Source organism: Streptomyces sp. NBC_00727, from assembly GCF_045161745.1.
GTDB lineage: Bacteria > Actinomycetota > Actinomycetes > Streptomycetales > Streptomycetaceae > Streptomyces.
This window is the reverse complement of the sequence record NZ_CP108981.1, coordinates 1,771,809-1,793,149: the sequence shown is the minus strand read 5'-3', so window position 1 is coordinate 1,793,149 and position 21,341 is coordinate 1,771,809. Positions and strand designations below refer to the sequence as shown.

General features: G+C 70.7%; 19 protein-coding genes. 13 read left to right on the top strand and 6 right to left on the bottom strand.

The genetic code is table 11. The annotated features are described in order from the left end of the window. Nucleotides 1–19 precede the first annotated feature (19 nt). From OG242_RS07930 to OG242_RS07920, 3 genes are all read left to right on the top strand, one after another. A complete protein-coding gene (locus OG242_RS07930; protein WP_405897464.1) occupies nucleotides 20–724 on the top strand; it encodes a TetR/AcrR family transcriptional regulator in 705 nt (234 codons plus the stop codon). 191 nt (nucleotides 725–915) lie between these two features. Then, entirely contained in the window at nucleotides 916–1,944 is a 1,029-nt protein-coding gene (locus tag OG242_RS07925; protein WP_405897463.1) for an endonuclease/exonuclease/phosphatase family protein, read from the top strand. Nucleotides 1,945–2,173: 229 nt separating this feature from the next. After that, a complete protein-coding gene (locus OG242_RS07920) occupies nucleotides 2,174–3,421 on the top strand; it encodes an MFS transporter (protein WP_405897462.1) in 1,248 nt (415 codons plus the stop codon). Nucleotides 3,422–3,512: 91 nt separating this feature from the next. On the opposite strand, the gene OG242_RS07915 is transcribed toward OG242_RS07920, so the two are convergent. The 3 genes from OG242_RS07915 to OG242_RS07905 all read right to left on the bottom strand — a co-directional run bounded on the left by OG242_RS07915 (nucleotide 3,513) and on the right by OG242_RS07905 (nucleotide 6,614). Continuing rightward, nucleotides 3,513–5,267: an NAD+ synthase gene (locus OG242_RS07915; RefSeq protein WP_405897461.1), complete on the bottom strand. Its 1,755-nt coding sequence runs from the start codon at nucleotides 5,265–5,267 to the stop codon at nucleotides 3,513–3,515. A gap of 72 nt (nucleotides 5,268–5,339) precedes the next feature. Continuing rightward, the gene (locus OG242_RS07910; protein ID WP_405897460.1) at nucleotides 5,340–5,771 is read right to left on the bottom strand and encodes a CBS domain-containing protein; all 432 of its coding nucleotides are present in this window, start codon (nucleotides 5,769–5,771) and stop codon (nucleotides 5,340–5,342) included. 156 nt (nucleotides 5,772–5,927) lie between these two features. Further along, nucleotides 5,928–6,614, bottom strand: coding sequence for a DUF3105 domain-containing protein (locus OG242_RS07905; RefSeq protein WP_405897459.1), 687 nt, complete (start codon nucleotides 6,612–6,614; stop codon nucleotides 5,928–5,930). Between the two features lie 243 nt (nucleotides 6,615–6,857). Between OG242_RS07905 and glnA the strand changes: the two genes are divergently transcribed. Then, nucleotides 6,858–8,219, top strand: coding sequence for a type I glutamate--ammonia ligase (glnA, locus tag OG242_RS07900; protein ID WP_405897458.1), 1,362 nt, complete (start codon nucleotides 6,858–6,860; stop codon nucleotides 8,217–8,219). A gap of 123 nt (nucleotides 8,220–8,342) precedes the next feature. Here the strand turns inward: glnA and OG242_RS07895 are convergent, their stop codons facing one another. Together OG242_RS07895 and OG242_RS07890 are read right to left on the bottom strand one after the other, a co-directional pair. Continuing rightward, nucleotides 8,343–8,912 carry an SMI1/KNR4 family protein gene (locus tag OG242_RS07895; RefSeq protein ID WP_405897457.1) on the bottom strand — a complete coding sequence of 190 codons (570 nt, stop codon included), beginning with the start codon at nucleotides 8,910–8,912 and terminating at the stop codon, nucleotides 8,343–8,345. A 47-nt stretch (nucleotides 8,913–8,959) separates the two neighbouring features. Further along, the gene (locus OG242_RS07890) at nucleotides 8,960–9,412 is read right to left on the bottom strand and encodes a contact-dependent growth inhibition system immunity protein (protein WP_405897456.1); all 453 of its coding nucleotides are present in this window, start codon (nucleotides 9,410–9,412) and stop codon (nucleotides 8,960–8,962) included. A 667-nt stretch (nucleotides 9,413–10,079) separates the two neighbouring features. On the opposite strand from OG242_RS07890, the gene OG242_RS07885 reads away from it, so the two are divergent. Genes OG242_RS07885 through OG242_RS07875 form a run of 3 tightly spaced genes read left to right on the top strand, consistent with a single transcriptional unit; the run spans nucleotide 10,080 to nucleotide 12,234 of the window. Next, on the top strand, nucleotides 10,080–11,330 hold the full coding sequence (locus tag OG242_RS07885) for a helix-turn-helix transcriptional regulator (protein ID WP_405901544.1): 1,251 nt from the start codon (nucleotides 10,080–10,082) through the stop codon (nucleotides 11,328–11,330). Between the two features lie 14 nt (nucleotides 11,331–11,344). After that, nucleotides 11,345–11,707 carry a hypothetical protein gene (locus OG242_RS07880; protein WP_405897455.1) on the top strand — a complete coding sequence of 121 codons (363 nt, stop codon included), beginning with the start codon at nucleotides 11,345–11,347 and terminating at the stop codon, nucleotides 11,705–11,707. Between the two features lie 59 nt (nucleotides 11,708–11,766). Continuing rightward, nucleotides 11,767–12,234: a tetratricopeptide repeat protein gene (locus OG242_RS07875; RefSeq protein ID WP_405897454.1), complete on the top strand. Its 468-nt coding sequence runs from the start codon at nucleotides 11,767–11,769 to the stop codon at nucleotides 12,232–12,234. On the opposite strand, the gene OG242_RS07870 is transcribed toward OG242_RS07875, so the two are convergent. Further along, a complete protein-coding gene (locus OG242_RS07870; protein WP_405901543.1) occupies nucleotides 12,231–12,974 on the bottom strand; it encodes a hypothetical protein in 744 nt (247 codons plus the stop codon). The genes OG242_RS07875 and OG242_RS07870 overlap by 4 nt on opposite strands. 141 nt (nucleotides 12,975–13,115) lie before the next feature. On the opposite strand from OG242_RS07870, the gene OG242_RS07865 reads away from it, so the two are divergent. From OG242_RS07865 to OG242_RS07840, 6 genes are all read left to right on the top strand, one after another. Then, nucleotides 13,116–14,144, top strand: coding sequence for a YdcF family protein (locus tag OG242_RS07865; protein ID WP_405897453.1), 1,029 nt, complete (start codon nucleotides 13,116–13,118; stop codon nucleotides 14,142–14,144). A 277-nt stretch (nucleotides 14,145–14,421) separates the two neighbouring features. Continuing rightward, a complete protein-coding gene (locus OG242_RS07860; RefSeq protein ID WP_405897452.1) occupies nucleotides 14,422–14,967 on the top strand; it encodes a hypothetical protein in 546 nt (181 codons plus the stop codon). 13 nt (nucleotides 14,968–14,980) lie between these two features. After that, nucleotides 14,981–15,334, top strand: coding sequence for a hypothetical protein (locus OG242_RS07855; RefSeq protein WP_405901542.1), 354 nt, complete (start codon nucleotides 14,981–14,983; stop codon nucleotides 15,332–15,334). A gap of 766 nt (nucleotides 15,335–16,100) precedes the next feature. Then, nucleotides 16,101–17,282 carry a S1 family peptidase gene (locus tag OG242_RS07850; protein ID WP_405901541.1) on the top strand — a complete coding sequence of 394 codons (1,182 nt, stop codon included), beginning with the start codon at nucleotides 16,101–16,103 and terminating at the stop codon, nucleotides 17,280–17,282. A 133-nt stretch (nucleotides 17,283–17,415) separates the two neighbouring features. Further along, entirely contained in the window at nucleotides 17,416–18,324 is a 909-nt protein-coding gene (locus OG242_RS07845; RefSeq protein WP_405897451.1) for a hypothetical protein, read from the top strand. A 111-nt stretch (nucleotides 18,325–18,435) separates the two neighbouring features. Continuing rightward, nucleotides 18,436–21,261, top strand: a complete 2,826-nt coding sequence (locus tag OG242_RS07840; protein WP_405897450.1) for a LuxR C-terminal-related transcriptional regulator — start codon at nucleotides 18,436–18,438, stop codon at nucleotides 21,259–21,261. The last annotated feature ends 80 nt before the right edge of the window (nucleotides 21,262–21,341 follow it).

Genomic DNA, 21,341 nt, shown 5'->3' with positions numbered 1-21,341 from the left:
CGGCGAAAGGTGGTTTCACGTGCAGGCTCAGGCACCGGACGAGCGGTCCGGCGAGGTTCCCGTCCCCCCGGAGGGTGCCCCGGAACCCGGCGAGGACCACGAGCCGCGCCGGGGACGCCCGCGCAGCGCCGCCGCCGAGCGGGCCATCCTGGACGCCGTCGTGGAGCTGCTGGAGGCCGGCGAACCCCTCGCCGCCCTCTCCATCGAGCGCATCGCCCGCACCGCCGGCGTCGGCAAGGCCACCATCTACCGGCGCTGGGCCGGCAAGGAGGAGCTCTTCGTCGACGTGCTGCGCGCCATCGAACCCCCGGAACCGGAGGTCTCCGGCACCGGCGGCCTGCGCGACCTGCGCGTCCTGCTGGAGTCGATGCGCACCCGCGGCCTCGCCCAGCGCTCCTCCGTACTGCTGCACAACGTGTTCGCGCAGATGAAGAGCCACCCCAAGCTCTGGCACGAGTACCAGTGCACCGTGATCGCCCCCCGCCGCCTCGCGATGGTCGCCGCCGTACGCCGCGCCGTCGAGGCGGGCGAGCTGCGCGACGACACGGACGTGGAGCTGATGGACGACCTCTTCCTCGGCCCCATGCTCGTACGCACCATCCACCGCCCCGACGCGCCGCTGCCCGAGGACCTCGCCGACCGCATCATCGCGCTCGCGATCGAGGGCCTCGCGCCCCGGCGGCCCGTCGCGCGTCCAGGAGGCGGAGACGCGGGCCGGAGCTGACGCGCCGGGCACGGACGAGTGTGATCGTTTCGTCACAGACCACCGCGTTTCCCCGTCCCGCCGGAACTGCCGGAGCCGCCCGCCACGTCCTCGTGGCAGTGCGACCGCCCCCGGGCGGCGTGAAAGGCGTCCCGCATCCCCTAGGGTCGTGGGCGCGGCGATGTACACGGCAAGGCAGTGAGGACAGCGCGATGGTGCAGGCGTACAGGGCGGACACCGGAAACGGCGTGGGACCGCAGCGCTCCGGCTCACGCTTCCGGGACCTGCGCGACAGACTCGCCCGGCGCCTGAGGGACCGGGGCACCTGGCGGCGCGGGATCGTCCTGGCCTGCTGCTCCCTGCTGCTGACCTTCGTGATGGCCTTCCACGCCCAGATCCCGAACACCATCGGCAACCTGGGCAGCCTCACCGAGACGTTCCTGCCCTGGATCGGCGTGTTCTTCCCGGTGCTGCTCGTCCTCGGCCTGGTGCGCCGCTCGGGGACCGCGCTGGTGGCGCTGCTGCTGCCGGTCGTGGTCTGGCTCAACATGTTCGGCGGCCTGTTCACCGACAAGTCCGGCAGCGGCGGCGATCTCACGGTCGCGACGCACAACGTCAACGCGGACAACCCGGACCCCGCCGCCACCGCCGACCAGGTCGCGGGCTCCGGCGCGGACGTCGTCGCCCTCCAGGAACTGCCCGCCGGCAAGGTCGCGGCGTACGAGAAGGCCCTCGCCGGCCGCTTCCGCTACCACTCCGTCCAGGGCACCGTCGGCCTGTGGAGCAAGTACCCGCTCAGCGACACCCGGCCGGTGGACCTCAAGATGGGCTGGGTCCGCGCCATGCGGACCACCGTCGCCACGCCCGAGGGCCCGCTCGCGGTGTACGTGGCGCACCTGCCGTCCGTACGGGTGAAGCTGCACGCAGGCTTCACCGCCAACCAGCGCGACCAGAGCGCCGACGCCCTCGGCAAGGCCATCTCCCACGAACGGCTCGCCCGGATCGCCCTGCTCGGCGACCTCAACGGGACGATGAACGACCGCGCGCTCAACGCGGTCACCTCCCAGATGCGCTCCACCCAGGGCGCCGCGGGCGACGGCTTCGGGTTCAGCTGGCCCGCGAAGTTCCCGATGGCCCGGATCGACCAGATCATGGTCAAGGGCGTCGAGCCGATGTCGTCCTGGACGCTCCCCGCCACCGGCAGCGACCACCTTCCGATCGCCGCCCGCGTCCAACTCTGACGCAACAGGGCGTTCACCTGGACGCCCCACATGTCTGAGAGACTTTGTTTCGTACGGGAACAAGGTCGCCGGCGACGAGGCCGGTCCGCCGCCGTGCGCACCGCCGACCGGCGGACCGTGCGGGCGCGCGTACGACCACGTGCCCCTCCCGCCCCTCCGCGTCCCGCAGGCCCCGACCGGGCCCCGCCGGGCTGCGGCCGGGGGCCCTGAAGCGGAAAGGTCCCTCCTCATGCCCCTGGCCCTGCTCGCGCTGGCCGTGAGCGCCTTCGGCATCGGCACCACCGAGTTCGTGATGATGGGCCTGCTGCCCAACGTCGCGGACGACCTCGGCACCTCCGTCCCCACCGCCGGCTACCTCGTGTCGGCGTACGCGATCGGCGTGGTGCTCGGCGCCCCGCTGCTCACCGCCGTCGGCTCCCGCATACCGCGCAAGCGGATGCTCCTGCTGCTGATGGCCCTGTTCACCGTCGGCAACCTCGCCTCCGCGCTCGCCCCCGGCTTCGGCTGGCTGATCGCGGGCCGCCTGCTGGCCGGCCTGCCGCACGGCGCGTTCTTCGGCGTCGGGGCCGTCGTCGCCTCCCGCCTCGTACCCGAGGGGCGCCGGGCCCGGGCCGTCGCCACGATGTTCCTCGGCCTGACCGTCGCCAACATCGTCGGCGTACCCGCCGCCACCCTGCTCGGCCAGCACCTCGGCTGGCGGGCGACCTTCCTGGTCGTCGCGGCCATCGGCGTCTGCGCGATGGCCGCCCTCGCCCGCCTCGTCCCGCAGATCCCCGTCGAGGCCCGGCAGGACGTACGCCACGAGATCCGCGCGATGGGCAACCGGCAGGTCCTGCTCGGCCTCCTCACCGCCGTCTTCGGCTTCGCCGGCGTGTTCGCCGTCTACTCCTACCTCTCGGCGATGACCACGAAGGCCATGGGCTTCGGCGAGTCCGCGGTGACCCCGGTCCTGGCACTGTTCGGCATCGGCATGACCCTGGGCGCGCTCGCCGCGGGCCCGCTCACGGACCGCGCGCTGCGCCCCACGCTGTACGGGTCGCTGGGCGCCCTCGCCGTCGTCCTGGCCGTCTTCCCGCTGGCCGCGCACGTGAAGTGGGCGGCGCTGGTGATGGTGGTACTGCTGGGCGCGGTGGGCTTCATGACGACCACGCCGCTCCAGATGCTGGTCATGAACAAGGCTAAGGACGCCCCGACCCTCGCCTCCGCCTCCAACCACTCCGCCTTCAACCTCGCCAACGCGGGCGGCGCGTGGCTCGGCGGCGCGGCGATCGCGGCGGGCTGGGGCTGGACGTCCCCGGCCCTGGTCGGCGCGGCACTGGCGGCGGCGGGCCTGGCCATCGCGGTAACGGCGGGCGCGCTGGACCGGGACGGCGGCGGGTCGAAGGTGGTGGTGCGACGCGTTCGAGCCCGCGCCGCGCAGAATCCAGCCCGTCCGGCGTTTGAGGACAAGACCTCGGCCGGAACGGGCCGCAACTGATCAGCGGCGACCAGCCAAGAACAAGCCCGTCCGGCGCTTGAGGACAAACCCCCAGCCCCGGACGGGCTCGCGTAACAGGAAACAGCCGGCGTCAGCCGATCTCCCGCCACCGATTCGTGATCGGCAGCCGCCGGTCCTTCCCGAACCCCTTCGGCGAGATCTTCGTCCCCGGCGGATACTGCCGCCGCTTGTACTCCGCCGCATCCACCATCCGCAGCGTCTTCGCCACCAGCGCCCGGTCGAACCCGGCCGCGACGATCGCTTCGAGACCCTGGTCCCGGTCCACGTACAGCTCCAGGACGCGGTCCAGCACGTCGTAGTCCGGCAGCGAGTCCGTGTCCACCTGGCCCGGCCGCAGCTCGGCGCTCGGCGGCTTCGTGATGGACGCCTCCGGGATCGGCGGCGTCTGCCCGCGCTCCTCGGCGGCCCGGTTGCGCCACTTGGCCAGCCGGAAGACGGACGTCTTGTACACGTCCTTGATCGGCCCGTACGCGCCGACGGAGTCCCCGTACAACGTGGAGTAGCCGACGGCCAGCTCCGACTTGTTGCCGGGGGCCAGGACGATCTGGCCCTCCTGGTTGGAGATGGCCATCAGCATCGTGCCGCGCAGCCGGGACTGGAGGTTCTCCTCGGCGAGCCCGGTGAGCCCCAGCGACCCCATGTACGCGTCGAACATCGGCTCGATGGGGACGGTCCGGAAGTTCAGCCCGGTGCGCCGGGCCAGCTCGGCCGCGTCGCCCTTCGAGTGGTCCGAGGAGTACTTGGACGGCATGGAGACTCCGTACACCTGCTGCGCCCCCAGCGCGTCGCAGGCGATGGCGGCGACCAGCGCCGAGTCGATGCCGCCGGAGAGCCCGATGAGCACGCTGTTGAAGCCGTTCTTGGCGGCGTAGGCCCGCAGCCCCACCACGAGGGCCGTGTACAGCTCCTCGTCGTCGTCGAGGCGGTCCGCGTACCCTCCGGCGAGCTCCGCCTCGTACGGCGGCAGCGGCTCCCCGGAGAGGACCACGTGGTCGATCCGCAGCCCGTCGTCGACCACGCCGGAGGGCGCCTCGGCGGAGGCGGCCGGCAGGTCGAGGTCGAGGATCACGCTGCCCTCGGCGAACTGCGGGGCGCGGGCGACGACCTCGCCCTCCCGGTCGACGACGATCGAGTCACCGTCGAAGACCAGCTCGTCCTGGCCGCCGATCATCGCGAGGTACGCGGTCGTGCAGCCGGCCTCACGGGCGCGCTTGCGGACCAGTTCCAGCCGGGTGTCGTCCTTGTCCCGCTCGTACGGGGAGGCGTTGACCGAGAGCAGCAGCCCGGCCCCGGCGGCGCGCGCGGCCGGGACGCGGCCGCCGTCCTGCCAGAGGTCCTCGCAGATCGCGAGCGCCACATCGATGCCGTGCACGCGTACGACGGGCATCGAGTCGCCGGGCACGAAGTACCGGAACTCGTCGAAGACGCCGTAGTTCGGCAGGTGGTGCTTGGCGAAGTTCAGCGCGATCCCGCCGCGGTGCAGCACCGCGGCCGCGTTGCGCGGGGAGCCGGCCGGCTGGCCGTAGCGCTCCGCGGCGAACTCCGAGCGGTCGAGGTAGCCGACGAGGACGGGGATCTCCCCGAAGCCCTCCGCGTCGAGCCGGGCGGCGAGCGCGCGCAGCGCTTCGCGCGAGGCCTCGACGAAGGACGACCGCAGGGCCAGGTCCTCGACGGGGTAGCCGGTCAGCACCATCTCGGGGAACGCCACGAAGTGGGCGCCCTGTTCGGCGGAGTGCCGGGTCCAGTGGACGATCGCCTCGGTGTTGCCGGCGAGGTCGCCGACCGTCGAGTCGATCTGATTCAGTGCGAGGCGTAGTTGAGGCACGCGACCCACTCTAATCGTCTGACTGACGCGATGCCCGGGCGGGCCGCGCGGAACAACGCCGCCGCGGTGGATTCAGTGGGGCGAGCGCGAGTAGACCTTCTCCGCCCAGTCGGCGATCTGGTCGTCCGAGAGGTGCCGGGCCAGGTCGGCCTCGCTGATCATCCCGATCAGCTTCTTGTTCTCGACGACCGGCAGCCGGCGGATCTGGTGGTTCTGCATCTCCTCCAGCACCGCTTCCACGTCCGCGTCCGCGTCGATCCAGCGGGGCGTGCCCTGGGCGAGGTCGCCCGCGGTGACCTTGGACGGGTCGCGGCCCTCCGCCACGCAGCCGACCACGATGTCGCGGTCCGTGAGGATGCCGGCCATCCGGTCCTCCTCCCCGCTGGCCGAGATGGGCAGCGCGCCGACGTGGTGCTCGCGCATCATCTGGGCGGCGCGGTCGAGCGTCTCGTGCGCCGGAATCCAGGTGGCGCCGGTGTGCATGATGTCCTTGGCGGTGGTCATGGGGGATTCCTCCTGCGTACCGAGGGGCAGCCGTACGTACATCCCCGAGCGAACCCATCGTCATGGGCCCGTTCGGGGGACGCGACCGCTGTAGCCCATTCGGGTGTATTTACGGTACGAGGGAACTTTCCGGCCGCTCGGTTTCGGCGGCCCGGGTCAGGAGCCGTCGAGGCCGCCCGTGCAGGCGGCGCCCGGCTCGGGGGTCTGCGGCCCCTGCACGTAATGGGCGAAGAACTGCGCCACCCGCGGGTCGTCCGCGCCGTCCACCGTGACCTGCTTGCCCCAGGCGGACAGCATGATCGCCCCGGCCTGGTCCTTGTACGGGCTCATCAGCGAGTACGGCGTGCTCGACACCCGGTCGCCGAGCTTCTGGATGTCAGCGGCGGGAGCCTCGTCCGTATACGTCACCCAGACCGAACCGTGCTCCAGGGCGTGCACGGCGTTCACATCCGGGATGGCCTTCTTGTAGACCTCGCCGTCGCAGTTCATCCAGACCGGGCTGTGGTCCCCGCCGACCGGGGGCTTCATGGGGTAGTCGACGGTCTCCTCGACGTGGTTGCGGGTCAGCTTCTTCGCGTCCCAGGACTTCTCGCCCTCGATCGGCCCGGTGGCCAGGTCCTTGTCCTTCTCCCCGGCGGCCGACTCCCCGCCCTTCCCGTCGCCGCCCATCGAACTGTTCGACGACTTGTCGTCGGCCCTGTCGAGGACCGTGTACGCGCCGAAGGTGACGAGCCCGGCGACGACGACGGCGCTCAGACTCACGGCCAGCACCCGGTTGCGGCGGTCCCGCGCGCGGTCGGAGTTGCGCATCTGCTCTATGCGGGTCCTGCGGTCGAAGCTCATGTCGTGGGTCCTTCGGGGAAGGGGCGATGAGGGGACGGGCGGAGCGCGGAAACCCGGGTGCGCGGGGCGGTGACGAGGCGGTCGGCGCCCGTGCACACCACGGGCGCCGATCGTAGTGGGTGGCCGAGTGCTCCACGTCACGTCGGGTGCGTAATCTGGGGGAAATCCGGGGTCGTGATACTGGAGTCTCTCCCCAGCCCCGGGAGGTGGAGCACGGACCGTCTGAACTGCAAGGATGTGGCTATGGACAAGCAGCAGGAATTCGTCCTCAGGACCCTTGAGGAGCGCGACATCCGGTTCGTACGGCTGTGGTTCACCGATGTGCTCGGTTACCTCAAGTCCGTGGCCGTGGCACCTGCCGAGCTTGAGCAGGCGTTCGACGAGGGCATCGGCTTCGACGGCTCCGCGATCGAGGGCTTCGCCCGGGTGTACGAGTCGGACATGATCGCCAAGCCGGACCCGGGGACGTTCCAGATCCTGCCCTGGCGCGCGGAGGCACCGGGCACGGCCCGCATGTTCTGCGACATCCTGATGCCGGACGGCTCGCCGTCCTTCGCCGACCCCCGCTTCGTGCTCAAGCGCATCCTGGCGAAGACCTCGGACCTGGGCTTCACCTTCTACACCCACCCGGAGATCGAGTTCTACCTGCTGAAGGACAAGCCGGTCGACGGCACCCGGCCCACCCCGGCCGACAGCTCCGGCTACTTCGACCACACCCCGCAGAACGTCGGCATGGACTTCCGCCGCCAGGCCATCACGATGCTCGAATCCATGGGCATCTCGGTCGAGTTCAGCCACCACGAGGGCGCGCCGGGCCAGCAGGAGATCGACCTGCGGTACGCGGACGCGCTCTCGACCGCCGACAACATCATGACGTTCCGCCTGGTCATGAAGCAGGTCGCGCTGGAGCAGGGCGTGCAGGCGACGTTCATGCCGAAGCCGTTCTCGGAGTACCCCGGCTCGGGCATGCACACGCACCTCTCCCTCTTCGAGGGCGACCGCAACGCGTTCTACGAGTCCGGCGCGGAGTACCAGCTCTCCAAGGTCGGCCGCTCCTTCATCGCGGGCCTCCTCCGGCACGCCGCGGAGATCTCCGCCGTCACCAACCAGTGGGTCAACTCCTACAAGCGCATCTGGGGCGGCTCCACCCGCGCCGCGGGCGCCGGCGGCGAGGCCCCCTCGTACATCTGCTGGGGCCACAACAACCGCTCCGCCCTGATCCGCGTCCCCATGTACAAGCCCGGCAAGACCGGCTCCGCCCGCGTCGAGGTCCGCTCCATCGACTCCGGCGCGAACCCGTACCTGACGTACGCCGTCCTCCTCGCCGCCGGCCTCAAGGGCATCGAGGAAGGCTACGAACTCCCCGCCGGCGCCGACGACGACGTCTGGGCCCTCTCCGACGCGGAACGGCGCGCGATGGGTATCGAGCCGTTGCCCCAGAACCTGGGCGAGGCGATCTCCCTGATGGAGAAGAGCGAACTGGTCGCGGAAACCCTGGGCGAGCACGTCTTCGACTTCTTCCTCCGCAACAAGAAGCGGGAGTGGGAGGAGTACCGCAGCGAGGTGACCGCGTTCGAACTGAAGGCGCTGCTGCCGGTGTTGTAGGCGCGGCTCGGCGGTTCAGGAAGCACGGCGCGGGCGGGTCACCCGGCTTCACCGATGTAACCCGCCCGCAGCCATGCCTGCGCCGTGCGCGTCGGCATGGCCGCCATGGGGCGGGGAACCGTCTTACGACCAGACGAGTCGGCCTTCGGCGATCTGGCAGACGGGGTAGTCGCCCTCGGCGATCTCCGTCAGTTTCTCCGCTACGGAGTCGAAGTACTGGGCCAGCGATTCGTACTCGCCCGTGACCGTGATGTCACCGACGAACCACCTGCCGACACGTCCGTCCCGCACATCGATGAACTTTCCCATCCAGCCGTCCTGGTCCGACAGGAAGGGGACCCACTCGTTACGCCAGAACGGATTGTCCGGCTGATCAGGAGGGTTGAACCCGCCATGCATGGAATAGTTCGCGTAGAGCCCCTCCATCGCCCGGATGCCCAGAAAGAAGCTCCCCTCGTCCGGGAACCCGGCGAAGCCGCAACATGCCACGTCGTCATCGAAGTCTTCCTCGGGCAGATCCAGATTGTTCTGCAACAGCCACGTCCGCAGGTCCTCGGGGAGAGAGACGCCCATCCGCTCCTCGGCGGCCACGAGCACCTGCTCGGTGGCAGGCCCCGGCAGCTCCGCGTAATCGGCCGGGGCGTGCTGCCGAAGGAGTGCCATCACGTGGGACCAACTCTCAGCCGCACTCATCGCACGCTGCCCTTCCTCTGCCTGGACGCAGGAACCTTGCGGCGATGCTACTTCGAGCCTCCCTTCGCCCCGGTCCCGTCGACGGTTCGGTGTTCGGCGACGAAGCGGCCGATCTCCTTCACGGCCCCGCTCGGAAGATGGGTATACGCCGACTCCGGCAGGCCCGCCACGACGGCACACAACTGCTCCGTGAGCTCCGGCAACAGGGCCCAGACGGTCGCGGGCACATTCACGGTGGCCAGCAGCAGGTCGCCCTCGTAGAAGTAGGCGTCGAGCAGCGGATCCTCCAGCAACAGGCGCACGGCGAGCGGGACGACGTAGGGCAGCGCCACCTGCTGGGAGACGAGCGTCCGCAGATCCGCCGGCCGCAGCTCGCGCAGCGGAACGCGTCGTAGCGCGTGCACCTTCCGTACCAGGTGGGTCGTGGTGGAGGGCGGATCCGGCCAACGCGGCGGGTCCAGCTCATCGAGCGTGCGGTCGAGGTGCAGTAGAAGGGCCATGGCTTTCATTGTCGGCCTCCTCCCACGTGTGCCGGCCGTCGTGGTCAGTGAAGAGGCAGCAGGCGTCGCCGTCGTGCCCAGGGGCGGTGGAGGGGCAGTCGGGGAGGACGCTGAGCCCGACTTCGGCGTTGTGCCACCGGAGCCACAGGGCGGTGGCTGGGCCGGCCTCGTAAAGGAGCGCGTAGTGCGGGCCGGCGGTGTGGCGGGGGAGTTGGCACTGTACGGCGGCGTCGACGCAACCTGACACTGCCGTACGACGTGCCTCCTCGGCGAGGGGCAGTGGCAGCCGACGCCAGAGCGTGCACCGCATCACAGCGCCGTTCGGGTGGGGCAGGCGGTGCAGCGCTGGCACATGCACGGCGGGAACGCGCCGGTGCCGATGGGCACCACCCGGTCGCCGTCCACTCGTACGGCCGTCGTCGGCCCCCACGACCGGCCTGAGTCGCGGGAGACCCGGAGGGTCATGACCACCTGCGCATCGCTGTCCTTCGCCAAAGATTCTGTTCCCGTAGCCATGATCGAACTCCTTGGTGGCTTCGTGCATCCGTCCTGGTCGACAACCAGGAAATCGCGCGAAGTCGCAGGTCTCCACGGCATCGATGCGGCACCCTTGATGCAGATTCGGGCATGGTGCGGTGCCGGTTGCAATCGGTGTGAGGGAGGCGTCGTGGGGCTGGCGGAGCGGCGCAGGACGCTGGGCTACAGTCAGGAGAAGTTGGCTGAGCTGGTGAGCGTGGACCGTACGACGGTCGGGCGCTGGGAGAGGGGTGCGATCCAGCCTCAACCACCTCAGAGGCGTCGCTTGGCGTTAGCGCTGGAAGTCAGCCTTCCCGAACTGGATGCCCTCCTGTCACCACAAGTCGCAGGCCGGGAGGCGACCGGGCACCAGGCCGCACAGTCCTACGACGCGGGAGACTCCGACGAAATGATTCGCCGTGAATTCCTTCGGATACTGACCATCAGCGGGGCCCTGACCATCCTGCCTGTGGAAAAGGCCGAAGCTCTTGTCGACGGTGTACGCCGGGGAGAGCCGGCTGATTTCGCCCGCATGAACGTCCACCTCTGGCAGGTCTACCAACTGGCTCGTTCCAAGGGATCCGTCTACCCGGTCGTCCGCGATCAGCTCACGACTCTGACCGAGGCACTTGCAGGCCACCGCGGAAGCCCTCGCCCTTTGCTGCACGCAGCGGCCGACCTGTTTCAGCTCGCGGGTGAAGTGGCGTTCGACGGGAGTAGGTACGCCGAGGCGGCAGCTTCGTACTCGTTGGCGGCATCCGTCAGCAAGGATGCCGATGCGTACGACTTGTGGGCGTGCGCACTCGTGCGGCATGCCTACGTCGACATGTCGGAGCGGCGCTTTCAGCAGGCCGCGCAGATGCTCGGTGCCGCCGCGAGGCTGGCGGCGCGGGGCGACAGCCACCTCTCGACGCGTCACTGGGTCGCTTCCGTTCAGGCCGAGGCGTTCGCGGGTCTCGGTGATCTGGACGCGTGCGAGCGTGCGATGGATCAGGCGGAGAGCGTACGCGACCTGACGGGGGCCGGCGCCAGCGGTGGTTGGCTCAGGTTCGACGGCGCGCGGCTCACGGAGGAGCGGGGCTCGCGGTACGTCCAGCTCGGTCGCTTGGACTTGGCGGAGCAGGCGTTGCAGGAAGCGCTGAAACAGACAGCCTTGGCGTCCGGACCGTCCTACCGGCGACGCGCGGCGGTGCTTGTGGACCTGGCCGTCGTCGGTGCGAAGCGGCGCGACCCCGACCAAGTGGTCACGTACGGAGCCGAAGCCCTTGGCCTGGCGCGCACCTCGGGGTCCGGCTATGTCGCCCGTAGACTCCGTGCCCTGTGCGACGAGTTCGGGCCCATGACCCGCGACCGACGTGTGGCGGAGCTGGGGGCGGAGATCGGCGTGCTCAACACCCTGTGAAGAGAGGCGTTTTCATGTCGCAATCCGAAGGTGCGCGGTTGTTCCGGGAGAGCTGGATCGCAGGTGTGCGGCGGCACTTCCCCGGGGAGCCCAAGGCCGGGTACGTCACTCCGTGGGAGGAGACTCCGCAGTGGGAGCGAGAAGCGGCCGGGGCGGTGTACGCACAGGTGCGGCAGTTCGTCGAGGTGAGTGGCGGGCATGCGGCGCGGCTGTCGCGGGAGCAAAAGGGGCGGTTCGTCGCGCTGTGTTGGACGGCGCAGATGTACAAGCACTTCGAGGAGCCGAAGCCCGGGTACGTCGCCGACTGGAGTGCGTTGCCGGAGTGGCAGCGGGAGACCGATGGCGACATCTTCGAGGCCATCGAAGCCGAGCGGTGAGTGCCGGTTCTCTGTAGCGTTTGGCGGCGTGACCGGGAGGCCGGCGGGGGAGGGCGTAGATGTCACGAAGGTGGAAGGTCGCCGCGGTTCTGCTGGCCGCCGGGTGCGTGGCTCAGGCGGTGCGCAGGCGGTCGCGGGCGGACTGGACGGTGCGGGCGAACCGGGAACTCGATGTCCGCGACCGGGTGTTGCGCGCAGAGGCCCCTGGAACCGCCGGCCTCCGGCATGAGGCCCATCGGCTGCGCGAGCTGGGGGACGCGGCCGGTGCGCTGGAGGTCCACGCGGGGTTGCTGGCCGCGCGGGCTGAAGCGCTGGGGGAGGACCACCCGCACGTGCTCGTCACGCGCTTCAACCATGCCGGTCATGTATGGGATGCCGGGGACACCACCGGAGCGCTGACCGCGTACGAGCAGGTCCTGGCCGACATGGTGCGCGTGCTGGGTGAGGACCACCCCGATACGCGGTGGACGCGGAACGTGCTGACGATACGGAGGAACAAGGCGGAGGGGGATCCCGGGCCGCGCTAGGCATCGCCGGCGGAGCCGGTCAGCCGGCCGACGTGTGCCGTGTGCCGTGTCGTCTCGGCCGCCTCGGTGAGGGCGCGCTGCCTGAGAGCGCCGAACAGCTGCTGCCTGACGGCGACCACGACGTCGTCCGCGCCGACGGTCCGCCCGTCCCCGCGGCGGGCGGACACGACGAGGGACGGATCCTCGGGCTGCCGGGCCGGGGCGGGCACCGTCAGGGCGACCGACCCGAACCGCTCGGCACCGCCTCGGCGGACGACCTCGGCCGCGTCCCGGGCCAGGTCCGTGAGGAACACGCTCGCGATGCCGTCCAGGTCGCGGACCAGTGCCGGGACCGCCCTCACACCCCGCCTCCCCAGCAGCCTCCTCACCCCGGGCTCGAACCGGTGGGCACCGGCCACACCACTCGGAGTACGCGTCCCGCGCCGCTCGCGAATAGACACGAGCACACCCTCGGCGTCGCGCATCTCGCCCAGCAGTCCGTGGAAGGTCGGGCTGTACAGGTACCAGCCGGATCCCACCTCCACCTCGACGTTCCGGTCGATCGCCGCGATGAGGTCCTCGGGTATCAGCCTCTTCCCGGACTTCTCGGCCGCCGCTGCTCCGGCGGCGTCGATGATCTCCGTCAGCACGGTCCGCGTCGCCGAAGCGGCGGTCCACGCGGCGGCCCGGGAGACGTGCAACGAGGTCACGTCCCGGAACACCGCCCTGACGAGATCAGGCTTGAACGGCAGGCAGGCCACGGCGGACGAGGTCTGCGGACCGGCGCGCCCGGCGCGCGGAGGACGTGGGGTCTTCGAAGAACATCTCGGGTTGTTCACCCGGGTGATGCTGCCACCAGGGTCCGACAGTGGGTCTCGTGGCACGCCTCGTAGGATCGGCACATGGTGGCCCTGGTACCGTCGTTCATCTGTTTCCTCCTCTTCTGTGTGGGTCTGGTACGAGACCGCCGTCGAGTGAGCAACGCGGTCCTGCTGGGCCTGTCCGTCGTCTTCGCGGTCGTCGCGCTCCTGCTGCATGTCGCCTCGGAGCGAGCCCAGTTGGGACGCGACCTGGTCGTCGTGCTGCTGACCCTCGCGGGCGTGGGTGTCGTCACGCTGGCGTGGTTCCTCATCGCCAACGGGATCACCATGGTCCGCAAGGAGGGCCGGAGCCCGGCGAACCTGCTGTCCCTGGGAGCGGGCACGGCCCTGGTCGCCCTGCTCGGGCTGTTGATCACCGCGCTGGTACTGCACACCCACACGCTTCTGGGCGTGGCGGCGACAGCGGTGGCGCTCGCCGGGTACATCGCCTTCCTGTTCCTCTGCTTCCTCGTCTACGGGAGCCTGTACGGGCGTCTGCGCATCCGGCGCCGTGCGGACTTCGTGGTGGTCCTGGGCTCGGGCCTGATCGGCGGCACCACCGTGCCTCCGTTGCTGGCCGGCCGCCTCGACCGGGCCCGGGAGGAACACGCCAGGCTGTCGCGGAAGGGCCGGCGCCCGGTCCTGCTCACCTCGGGTGGTCAGGGGCCCGACGAGAAGGTGCCGGAGTCCCACGCGATGGCCGACTACCTGGTCGCCCAGGGGTTCTCCGCCGACCTGATCCAACGCGAGGACCGCTCGACCACCACGGACGAGAACCTGACGTTCAGCGGAGAGCTGATGGAGCGGCAGACTCCGGAATACCGGTGCGTGATCGTCACGAACAACTACCACGCCTTCCGCACCGCGGTCACCGCCCGCCGCACCGGCATCCGAGGCCATGTGATCGGCGCCCCGACGGCCGCGTACTTCTGGCCGAGCGCCATGATCCGCGAGTTCGTCGCCCTCCTGGTCTCCTACCGTCGCACCAACGCCGTGCTCTTCCTGCTCGTCCTGCTGAGCGGCCTCTTCATCTGGTGGCTGGGGTGGCCGTCACCGGGGGCCCTCACGTAGACCTCGCCGGGCGGCCGGCGAAGCGCGTGTGCCGAGGCCGCCGTCGCGGCGGCGCTCGCGCCCCGGGCATTGGCACCTCGCCCGATGCCCGTCCTGCTCTGCGTAGCAGCGTGGCCAACGCTCAGGGCTGCGACGGTCGTTCAGTCGGCCGACTCCCCGAGGGCGGCTGATAGCTTGATCGCTTCGGCATCGGGGCGGGGGCATTCCGCGACCCCGGCGGAGTCGGGACGCCGCGCAGGCCTGATCGGCTCTGTGCGGCACGGGAGGGTATCGACACGTGAACGCGCGGATGCGTTATGCGGCCGGCAGCGCGGTGGTCGCTCTGATGCTGGTGACGACGGGGTGCGGCGGCTCGTCCGACGAGGGCTCGGAGCGTGGTGCGAACGCCGCCGAGGGAGGCGCCGGGGCGGGTGGCCTGCCCAGCGCCGGCACCATGGCGGATATCGAGGCATTCGTCTCCGAACGTGCGACGTGCCTCGACATGTCCCTGTGGCCCGACGACCACGATCAGGAGTGGGTCGGCAAGGAGTGGGGCATCAAGGAACGTGCCATCTGCAACGACGGGGACCGGGCGAGCACCAGTCTTCTGGTCGTGAACGACATGAAGACGTTCCAGGCCCAGGCCAAGAAGCAGCGCAGGGCCTACTTCATCGGGAAGGACTTCGCCGTCTACGCCCAGGGGTCGTCGACGAAGGCCGCCCTCCAGGAATCGGGGATGCTGTTCCTCATCTGCAAGGACAAGGACAAGATCCCCAGCGGTTACAAGAAGGAACCGGCGCTCGTGGACGGGTGCGTCCTGACCAACTACGCCCATGGCTTCTGAGGCCGGCCGCCCCATGGACATCCAGCAGGAAACAACCACCCTGTGGCGGCCCACCGGGCCCGAGGAGCTGGCGCTCGTACGCGAGTTGGACTGGCGCGCCTGGCCGCCCCGACTTCCCGAGCAGCCGATCTTCTACCCGGTGCTCAACGAGGACTACGCGATCCGTATCGCGAGGGACTGGAACGTGAAGCACAGCGGCGTCGGCTACGTCACCCGATTCGAGGTCGAGTCGGAGTTCCTGAGCCGGTATCCCGTTCAGCAGGCGGGTGGGCGGACGATCCTGGAACTGTGGGTGCCGGCGGAGGAGCTGGACGAGTTCAACGCGCACATCGTGGGCGAGATCACGGTGACCCACGAGTTCCGGTGACAGAACTCTGCGTTGAAAACCATGGGCCGCGGCGGGCTTTCCTGCCGCGGCCCATGGCCTGATCGGTGGCGGTGGCTTCGAAGCGGGTGGTGGTCTTCGAGCCGCCGGCACCGTGCCGGGCCGGAACCACGGAAATCATCTGTGGATGTCTCTCGGGTTCCGTTGGAATCGTAGGGAGCGGACCGCCGCCGATTCCATACGGGGCGCCGATTTACGGATACGTAAAAAACGCGGGGTCGGTCAGAAGCGCGTTGCCGGGTTCGTCCTTCCGTAGGTGCCGGGCGTCCACGGTCGCGGCGGGCCGGTCGAAGACCCGGCCGGGGCGCAGGCCGTGCGCTCCCCAGCTGTCCGGGCGCCGGCGGGGTATCCCGGGCTGGCGGCCGCACCCCCGGGTGTGCGGGGTTTTCTGCGTATACGTGAATCCGGCCCCCTGATGTAACGGCGAGCCCGATGGCTCTAGGGTCCGGGGGCGGGCGGCACCGCTGGGCGTGAACCCTTTCCCGAAAGTGCGTCAGGTGACGGCCTTTTGCTTGGTTCTCATTCAACAGGAATGTCGCCGAATCTGTTAAGAAAGATTTCCGATGTCTGCGTCTTGAAATCCCTTCGATCGCTGGGCAATAGTTCCGTTCGCGGCGAGTCGATGACTTTCCGTCAGCCAGAAACCGCCTTCGCCGGTGCGTTGTTCACGTATTTCGGCGTACACCCCCCTTGAGTTTCTGGCTGCCCATCAGAAGGGATCAACGTGCGTAACTCACGTAAGTACCGCATGGCAGCGCTGGGCATCGCGCTCTCGGCCTCGGCAGTCTTGGGAACCCAGACCCTGGCCCAGGCACAGGAGACGGAGTCCGCGCCCCGCTACCAGCCCGAGATGGTCCGGGCGTTGGCCGCTTCGCTCGGTGTGAGCGAGAAGGCCGCGACCGAACGGCTGGACCGGCAGGACGCCCAGCAGGCCAGGCTCGCCGCGCTCACGAAGAGCGGCATAGCCGGCGACGGGGCCTTCTTCGACGGCTCCGGCAACCTGACCGTCAACGTCGGCGACAAGGCCGAGGCGGCCAAGGTCGAGAAGGCCGGTCTCGCGGCCCGGGTGCCCGCGAGAGGACAGGCGGCACTCGACAAGGTCAAGTCCCGGCTGGACGCCCTCGCCGCGAAGAAGGTCCCCTCCGGAGTGGCCTCCTGGTCCGTGGACCTGGCCTCCGACAAGGTGACCGTCAAGGTCAGCGACGAACGGGGCGCCGCCGCCAAGGCGTTCCTCGCCAAGGCTGCCGGGTACGGTGCCGCCGTCAAGATCGTGCGCGGCGAGGAACAGCTCGAAGCCAAGGCCGCGATCTACCCCGGCAGCAAGATGACGCTGAACAACACCACCGGCTGGTGTTCCGTCGGCTACGGCGCCCACGACAGCTCCGGCAGGCAGTACCTGGTGAGCGCGGGGCACTGCGTCGTGAACACCCTGCGCTACGACGGAACGGCCTTCGCCCAGGGTTACCACACCCGCTACAAGCTCGGCAGCAACAGCGTTGACATGGGCATTGCCACCGTCAACTCCGGCCACTCGATCGTGACAGCCGTCGGCACCTGGGGTCAGGGCAGCACCAAGACGGTCGCCGTCAAGGGCAGCAGCCGGGCCGCCGCCGGTGCCGCGATCTGCAAGTCCGGCGCCACCACAGGCTGGACCTGCGGTTCGATCACCTCCTACAACAACACCGTCACGTACACGGACCGCAACGGCGGCCCCGACACGGTAATCACCGGCCTGGGCGCCTCCAGCGTCTGCGTCGAGGGCGGTGACAGCGGTGGTGCGTACATCTCCGGCAACCAGGGCCAGGGCATGACCTCCGGCGGCCCGACCAACCAGCAGTGCACCGGCGGGGTCTACTCCCGCGGCTCCTCGTACTTCCAGCCGCTCAGCGACGCGCTCCAGTACTACGGGCTGACGCTCAACACCAACTGAGTACGTCCGCAAGGGAAAAGGCCGGGGCCGCTCGCGAAACAAGGCGAGCGGCCCCGGCTGCTTCCGGTCGGGGCGTGACCGCCCCGACCACGACCGGCCCCGCCCGAAGACCCTCCACCCGCTGGAAGACGCCATGGTGCACGTCCCCCACACCACTGACCCGGACACGATGTTCGCCACCACGTTCAAGGAGGCCCTGCAACGCCGTGGTCTGCTGTTGGAAGACGTACGCGATCACCTTGAGGCCCACGGAATCACCCTCAGCGTCGCCACCCTCAGCTACTGGCAGAGCGGCCGCAGCCGGCCGGAGAGAGCGCGGTCCCTGTGCGCCGTCGACATCCTGGAGCCGTTCCTCGGCCTCCCCGGCGGCACCCTGCGGTCCCTGCTGCGGCGCCGGCCGCGCGGCTGGGTGCCGCCCCACGACCCGGCCGCCGTCCGGGGCGTCTACGGCGAGAACTCCGACGTGGAACAGGCCCTCGGCGACGACTTCCCGCACTTCAACGCCGGTCTGCGGCGGCTGGTCGTCCACGAGGCGGTACGCGTCAACGAGCACCGCCTCGTCGACGAGATCCGCGTCACCGTCGCGGTCAGAGCCGCCCACCACGACGCGCGGCACCTCACGGTCATCCACACCCTGGACGGCGCGAAGGGCGATGCGTTCGACGTCACCGTTCCCTCGGGGCCGCCCCCGCGTACCCGGTTCCGGCCGGAGCTGAACTGTGTGGTCGCCGAGATCCCGCTCGGCCGCCGACTGGTCAGGAACGAGACCGCGGTCGTCGAGTACACCTTGCGTACCGACGCGACCGCGGGCGTCTCCCACCAGCACGAGTCCCGCGTCACCACCCCCCTGCAGACCTATCTGCTCCAGGTCCGCTTCCACCGCTCGGCCCTGCCCTCGAAGTGCTGGCACTACTACCGCAGACAACTCGGTGCCGAACCCAGCCGGCAACTCGCGACTCTCGACGACCTCCATACGACGCACCTGCTGCCCATGAAGCCGGCACCGGGCGTCCACGGCGTCGAGTGGCGCTGGGCCGACTGAACACGGGCGGGCTCGCCCCGCCACGGCCTTGGTACGGTGCGGGCACCGGCGGCGAGGTGCCGGGCGCGCCGTCTCCGCACCTTCCGGAAGCACGAGAGCGAGGATGACGACGTGATCCAGACGCGTGGTTCCGCTCTGCGGCCCCTGGCCCGCGCCCTCACCGACGAACCCGCCGAACCGGTCCTGCTGTTCGTCGAGGGCGCCGCCGGCGAGGGGAAGAGCCACCTGCTCCAGGCGCTGGCCGACCTGCCCGGGACCGCGCACACGGTCCGCGTGCGGTGGCGGTGCGGAGCCGGCGCCGGACCGCCGGCCGAGGACGGGAATCGGCGGGCGCCCACCCTGTGGCTGGTCGACGACGTCCACCGGGCGGACGAGGCCGAACTGCGGTGGCTGCGCCGCGTCCTCGGGGGACTGGAGCCGGGATCCGCCGCCGCCGTGGCCTACCGGCCCGAGGAACTGCCCGTCCCCGGCCTGCCGCTGGGCGGTCCGCCGATGACGTACCCCTCCCGGCTCACCGTGCTCCGGCACCGGCTGGCGCCCTGGGACGAGGAACGCGTCCACCGGGCCGCCGCGGAAGCGCTGGGCGGGAGCTGCACGACCGAGGCGGCGCGCAGACTGTACGAGCTCACCGGCGGAGTGCCCCAGGTCGTCGTCGACCTCCTCGCCGTACTGCGGGAAGGGCATCCGGCGTTCACCGGCACGGCTGCCGAGGTGGAGGCGGCCGGTGCGCCGACCCGCCTCGCGGAACTGGTGCTGAGCCGTACGCACGCGCTCGCCCCGGAGCACCGGCCGGTGGTCTGGGCGGCCGCCGTCCTCGGCGCACCCGCTCCCAGGGACGAGCTGATCGCGGTGTCGGGGCTCGGAACCGCGGCGGGAACCGGCGCGCTGCTGCGCGCCCTGGAAGAGGCGGCCCTGGCGGAGCCGGCCGAAGGCCGCTACGGCTTCGCCGTCCCGCTGGCCGCCCCGGCCGTACGAGCTTGTGTGCCCGGCCCCGTCCGCCAGGACCTGCACGGCCGGGCGGCGGCTGCACTGCGCCGCAGGCAGCCCGTGCCCTGGGCCGACGTGGCCGAACACCACAGGGCGGCCGGCGAGACCCGCAGATGGCTCGGAGCGGTGGAGAAAGCGGCCGCGGCAGCCGCCGCGGCCGATCGGCACCAACAGGCCATCACCCTGCTGGAAGAGACACTGGCCACGCCCGGCCTGCCCCCGCAGAGGCGGGCCCGCCTCGCGCCGCTCCTCGCCCGCAGCGCGGTGACCGGGCTGCGCTCGGACCAGACCGTCGAGGTGCTCGCGCAGATCGTGCAGGACACGTCCCTGCCCCCGGCCGTTCGCGGAGAGCTGCGCCTCGACCTGGGTCTGATGCTGGCCAACCAGATGGGCCGGGGGCCCGAGGGACGCCAGGTGCTGGAGATCGCCGCCGCCGAACTGTACGAGGTCCGGCCCGGACTGGCCGCCCGCGCCATGGCGGCCCTGTCCAGCACGTTCGTGCCGGGCAACCATATCGACGCCGACCGGGGGTGGATCGCCAGGGCCGTCACCATCACGGACGCCGGCGAGGACGAGGTCATGCGCACGGCGGTCCTCGCCAACCAGGCCGACCTCGCCCTGAGTTGCGCCGACCCGGGGGCGTGGGACCTGGTCAGGGAGCTGTCCGGCAGGGACACGGACCCCGCGTGCGCGAGACAGGCCGCGCGCGGCCTGTGCAACGCCGCGAACTCCGCGGTCTGGCTCGGCTTCCACGACCGGGCGGAGGACCTGCTCGCCGAAGGACTGGAGCTGGCCGCCCGCAGCGGGGCGCCCTACCTGGAGCACACGGCGCTGGGGGCGCGGCTGCTCCAGGAGTGGTGGACCGGCCGGTGGCCGGGCCTGGCCGAGCGGTGCGAGGACTTCGTCGCGGCGACCGCCGACATGCCGTTCCTCGCCTCCGACGCCTACGTCGTACGAGGCCTGCTCGCCCTCGCCCAGGGCGACTGGGGCGAGGCGGGGCCCTGGCTGTCCCAGCGCGGGACCACCCGGGCCGAGAACCTGCCCGTGCCCCTGGCCGCGACGGCGGCCGGCGCGGCGATCCGCCTCGCCCTGGCCCGCCAGGAGGTGGAAGCGGCGGCGGAACAGGCACGCGCCGCCTGGACCGCCCTCGCCGAGAAGGGGGTGTGGACGTGGGGTTCGGAACTCCTGCCGTGGGCCGTGGAGGCAGTGGCGCGCGCAGGCGACACGGCCACGGCGGACGCCATGGTCCGGGCCTTCTCCCAGGGCCTAGGCCGACGCGACGCGCCCGCCGCCCAGGCCGCACTGATCTGGAGCAGGGCCGTTCTGACCGAAACGGAAGCCCTGGCCCGGGAGCAGCGGGACCGGCTCCTGCGGGCCGCGGAGCTGTACCAGGAGGCCGCGGCAGCGTACGCGGCCATGCCTCACCCCTACAGCCGGGCACTGACCGCGGAGGGCGCCGCGCGCTGCGTGCTCATGGCTACCGAAGGGGAACCCGGGCCGGCCGAGGAGGGCAGGGACACCGCCGCGCCGCTGGGGCCGGTCTCCGACTGCACCTCCACCCTGTCGGCGGTCGCCGAGCTGGAGACGTGTGCCCAGAGCTTCACCGAACTGGGCGCCGTCTGGGACGCGGCGCGGGTCAGGGCCCTGCTGCGCACGCAGCGGCCGGTGAAGAAGGGCCGCCCTCCCGGACGCCCCTCGCACGCCGACGAGCTGTCCCCCCGGGAGGCGGAGGTGGCCCAGCTCGCGGTCTCCGGCCTGACCAACCGGGAGATCGCCGCAACCCTCCACCTGTCTCCCCGGACGGTGGAGCAGCACATCGCCCGCGCCATGCGCAAGACCGGCGCGCTCTCCCGCCGCGACCTCGCCCACCGACTGGCAACGACACCTCCGCCACGCGCACTTGACGGGCCGGTGCCGGTCGCGGAGCACACCCGCCGGCCCGACGCCTGAATCGCGTAGCCGCCGCGATGCAGGGGCGGGCGCCCGCGTGAGCGCTCTGGACTACCCCCCGCCGGTACCGGACAATGGGT